This window comes from Brevibacterium sp. (genome assembly GCF_022712115.1).
GTDB lineage: Bacteria > Actinomycetota > Actinomycetes > Actinomycetales > Brevibacteriaceae > Brevibacterium > Brevibacterium salitolerans.
This window is the reverse complement of record NZ_JALAHB010000046.1, coordinates 1-3,584: the sequence shown is the minus strand read 5'-3', so window position 1 is coordinate 3,584 and position 3,584 is coordinate 1. Positions and strand designations below refer to the sequence as shown.

The following is a 3,584-nucleotide window of genomic DNA, read 5'->3' as shown; positions in this document are numbered from 1 at the left end:
GGCGGGTTCGCCGGGCTCTTCGACGCCTCGGCGCTCAAGGACTACCGCCGCCCGCAGCTCGCGACGTCCACGGACGGCGTGGGCACCAAGGTGGCGCTGGCGCAGCAGCTCGACATCCACGACACGATCGGCCACGACCTCGTGGGCATGGTCGTCGACGACATCGTGGTGCTGGGTGCCAAGCCGCTGTTCATGACGGACTACATCGCCTGCGGCAAGGTGGTGCCGGAGCGCATCGCGGCCATCGTCCGCGGCATCGCGGAGGCCTGCCGGAGTGCGGGTGTGGCCCTGGTGGGCGGCGAGACGGCGGAGCACCCCGGCCTGCTGGGCGTCGACGAGTACGACGTCGCCGGTGCGGCCACCGGTGTGGTCGAGGCGGACCAGGTGCTGGGCGCGGACCGTGTGGTCGCCGGCGACGTGCTGGTGGGACTGCCGGCCTCGGGCCTGCACTCCAACGGCTACTCGCTGGTGCGCCGGATCATCGCCGATGCCGGCTGGTCCCTGGACCGCGAGGTCCCGGAGTTCGGCCGGACGCTGGGGGAGGAGCTGCTCACCCCCACCCGTGTGTACACCGGTCCGCTGCTGGCCCTCCTGGAGGAGCTGCCCGGCGCAGTCCACTCGATCTCGCACGTGACCGGCGGCGGCCTCAGCGCCAATGTGGCCCGCGTGCTGCCGCGGTCCACGGTGGGCGTCATGCGCCGCGACTCCTGGCAGATCCCGCCGGTGTTCTCCGTGCTGGGCGACCTCGGCGGAGTGCCCCTGCTGGACCGGGAACGGACGTGGAACCTGGGCGTGGGCATGGTGCTGGCCGTGGACGGGGCCCGGGTGGACGAGGTGCTGCACGCCTATCCCGGCGCCTGGGTGCTGGGAGACGTGCGGACGGACGACGGCGCGTTCACCCGCGAGGAGGCCTATGTGCGCGGTGCCAAGGGCGTGGACGCCGGTGGGGCCATCCTGGTCTGAGCGGCCCACGGCCTCGGCGGCGTCGCTTGAGAGGCCATTCCGCCGAGGCCCTTCGCCGCGGGTCCGCGTCATGGGCTGACCGTGCTGCCGAGGGGCGGCGTCGGTGCCCGGCGAGGGCCGTGCGTCAGCGGGCGGTCCGGGCTCCGGGGCGAATGGCACCAGGGTGAATGCGGAGAAGGGACCGGATGCGGTCCGGTCCCTTCCTCCTGCACCTGATGCTCAGCCGACCGTGACGCGATGGCCGGTGAGGCGGTGGCAACTCCGTGAGACGTGTGCAGCCTGCTGGGATCAGCGTGCGGCGTCCTCGTCCTCGTCCGGCTCGCCGTACTTCTCCGCGTAGTCGGAGTAGTCGTCCTCGAATCCGTCCGGACCGTAGCTGTCCGCGTGCGCAGCCTCTCCGCCGAGCTCCCTCTGAAGTGCGCTCAGATCTGTCTCCGGGCTGTTGTACTTGAGCTTCCGAGCGACCTTGATCTGCTTCGCCTTCGCGCGACCACGACCCACTGGCCTGACCCCCTCCGTTGCTCATCCAGGGTGGGATGAGGTCCCTGGTCTGTAATGTGCACGTACTCTGGGGGATTCTACCCGGAATGAAGAGAGGGGGCCATTCTGCCCCGGTACGAGGGTGTCCCGGCGGACGGGAGCCCGCCGGAAGGCGCACGACGCGCGGATACGGAGATTTGAGACCGGCCGATAAGCTGAGGGGCATGTCGTTCTCACGCCCGTACGAGGTCTACCTGCGCGTCTTCGAGCCGGTTTTCGCACATCCGGCGTGGGAGTCCGACGCCGTGTCCGCGAACGACGACGAGGTCCGTGAGGATCTGCGGGCCGAGGCCGACCGCCGCCTGCTCGTGCTGCCTCCGTCGCCCGTGCCCAAGGCGACGCCCGGCACGCGCATCTATCTGCCCGCCTCCGAGACCCGCGACGGGATCACCCGCGCGTGGCCCGTGCAGCAGGAGGTGCTGTCCTGGGGTGCTCTGCAGGAGCTCGAGGAGAACGTTCCCCCTGCTCTGCTCGACCCGCTCGTGCCCCGCGGGGTGCGGCGCGAGGCTGCGATCGAACGCATGTCGTGGCTGCGCGAGGAGCGCGGTGACCGGGTGTTCTCGCAGGTCTCGGCGTGGACCGTGCCGTTCCAGTGGTGGCTCGCGTTCGACGACGAGGAGGACGAGGTCGTCGAGGACGAGAGCGAGGACGGCAGCCTGCGGGTGCGGGTGAGGTGCGATCTGGTGCGCAGCTCCGCGCGGGTGGACTGGACGCGGGACATGCTCGCGGAGAAGGGTGTGCCCTCCGGTGCCAGCGCGGTGGTGGGGGAGTTCAGCGAATGGCTGGACGGCTTCGACGTGAATGCGGTCCTGGAGCTGGATCTGGGTGGGCTGTCCGAGGTGCACTGGCACGGTCGGATGCGCCATCTGGTGGTCGAGTGCATCGCTGCGCTGGCCGCGGGCGAGGACGACGAGGCCGGCGAGATCTTCGCGCGGTACCTCCACCAGGTCGAGCACCTGCGCCTGCTGGCCCGCTCGAACTGACGTGCGGCCGCCGGAGCGCCGGCCTGTGTTGCGGCCTGCGCCGCGGCCGGTGCGCGTCCGGGAATGAGCGAAGCCCGCAAGGTGCCCTTCAGCAGGCGGTGCCCTTCAACAGGTGCGTCTCAGCAGGCGGCGTAGACGTGGGCCTCGTCGCCGGGCGGGGTGAGTCCGCGGTCGCGCAGGAGGGTGAGCGGAGCGCGGCCGGGGGCGGCACATGCCTCCGCGAAGGTGAGTCCGGCCTCGGCGAGGGCATCTGGGTACTCGATCTGGAGGACGTGCTCGCCGTAGACGTCCGTGTAGGCCCGGCACTCGTCCCAGACGGCGCATTCCTCCGTGACGGCGAAGTCGAAGCCGAGGTCGTGCTGGGCCGTGGCGGCGACCTCGGCGGCGTTCTTCTGTCCGGCGGCCATACCCGCCGCGTGCGCCTGCGCCGTGAGGCTGCGTGCGAGCGCGCCGGCACCCGCCTCGCTGATCGCGGGGAACCGCGTCCAGGTGTCGAGGTTGTCGAACTCGACGGCGTCGAACCCGTCGTCCGCGCAGGCCGTGATCACGGGCGCGAGGTGTTCCAGGATGCCGTCGCGCTGCTCCTCGGCAGACGGGTCCAGCACGTATTCGTCCGGCCAGTCGGGGTCGCGGACGGGTTCTCCCGCGGGGGTGCGCAGGAGGAGAGGAGCACTGCCTCGGCGGAGCCGTTCCTCGTCACGGGCCAGCCACTCCGCGGACTCGTCCGGCTGGGTCTGGAAGGCGTTGACGTAGCAGACGCTGTAGGCGCCGGGCTGCGGAGCCTCGGAGGCATCCCGGACGACCACGTCGAGCGGCCGGCCGTCCGCCGTCGGGTGTGCGCCGCCGAGCTGGTAGTCGAAGACCCCGGTGGTGGGCGGGAGCGCGAACGCCCCGGGCGCAGGCGTTGTGCCCACGGATGCGGTGCTCGCAGATGCTGCGGTCTGGGAGGGGCCGGCCTCGGGCGCCGTGCCCGAGGCGTCCGAGGGCGGGGCGTGTGCCGGCTGCGGGGAGTGGGAGGGGAGTGACTGCGGGGCGTTCGCGGGCTGCGCGGCGCACCCTGTGAGAGCGAGACCGCACAGCAGAACGAGGGTGGCGGGG

Annotated in this window: 4 protein-coding genes; 2 read left to right on the top strand and 2 right to left on the bottom strand. The window is 71.7% G+C overall.

What is annotated here, in order from left to right; translation table 11 throughout:
- Window positions 1-963, top strand: a 963-nt coding sequence (gene purM, locus Q0A33_RS02860) for a phosphoribosylformylglycinamidine cyclo-ligase (protein WP_291792813.1), incomplete at its 5' end; no start/stop codon positions are given.
- Between the two features lie 288 nt (window positions 964-1,251).
- Here the strand turns inward: purM and Q0A33_RS02855 are convergent.
- A complete protein-coding gene (locus Q0A33_RS02855) occupies window positions 1,252-1,464 on the bottom strand; it encodes a DUF3073 domain-containing protein (protein WP_291792810.1) in 213 nt (70 codons plus the stop codon).
- A gap of 203 nt (window positions 1,465-1,667) precedes the next feature.
- Here Q0A33_RS02855 and Q0A33_RS02850 point away from each other — a divergent pair, with 203 nt between their 5' ends.
- Window positions 1,668-2,486, top strand: coding sequence for a hypothetical protein (locus tag Q0A33_RS02850; RefSeq protein ID WP_291792807.1), 819 nt, complete (start codon window positions 1,668-1,670; stop codon window positions 2,484-2,486).
- 119 nt (window positions 2,487-2,605) lie between these two features.
- Here Q0A33_RS02850 and Q0A33_RS02845 read toward each other — a convergent pair whose 3' ends face one another.
- Window positions 2,606-3,565, bottom strand: coding sequence for an endo alpha-1,4 polygalactosaminidase (locus Q0A33_RS02845; RefSeq protein ID WP_291792815.1), 960 nt, complete (start codon window positions 3,563-3,565; stop codon window positions 2,606-2,608).
- Between the last annotated feature and the right edge of the window lie 19 nt (window positions 3,566-3,584).

What these genes read in the sequence shown, in the direction of transcription:
- Q0A33_RS02850 (WP_291792807.1), top strand. Translation starts at nt 1,668, where the DNA reads ATGTCGTTCTCACGCCCGTACGAGGTCTACCTGCGCGTCTTCGAGCCG.